Raw genomic sequence first — 251 nt, 5'->3', positions numbered from 1 at the left:
AATTAGAATACTTCATGAAGAATAATGGTCTGGTCGCGGTTCGGTCCGACGGATACGAAACCGAGGTCGATACCTGTAACCTGCGCCATTCTTTCTAAATATTTACGTGCATTTTCTGGTAAATCTTCGTATTTTCTGATGCCAGAAATGTCTGTTTTCCAACCAGCGAATGTTTCATAAACTGGTTCTACATTTGCAAGAACTTTTAAGCTTGCAGGCATTTCATCTAAGATTTCACCATTGTATTTATA

General features: G+C 38.2%; 1 protein-coding gene. It reads right to left on the bottom strand.

All coding sequences use genetic code 11. The features are described from left to right. Positions 1-2: 2 nt before the first annotated feature. The coding region (locus H6A07_RS09915) for an adenylosuccinate synthetase (RefSeq protein WP_204814751.1) at positions 3-251 on the bottom strand (249 nt) is incomplete at its 5' end.

The organism is Olsenella uli, from assembly GCF_016899935.1.
GTDB classification, from domain to species: domain Bacteria; phylum Actinomycetota; class Coriobacteriia; order Coriobacteriales; family Atopobiaceae; genus Thermophilibacter; species Thermophilibacter uli_B.
The sequence above is the reverse complement of the archived record's forward strand: the minus strand, read 5'-3'. Positions and strand labels throughout refer to the sequence as shown.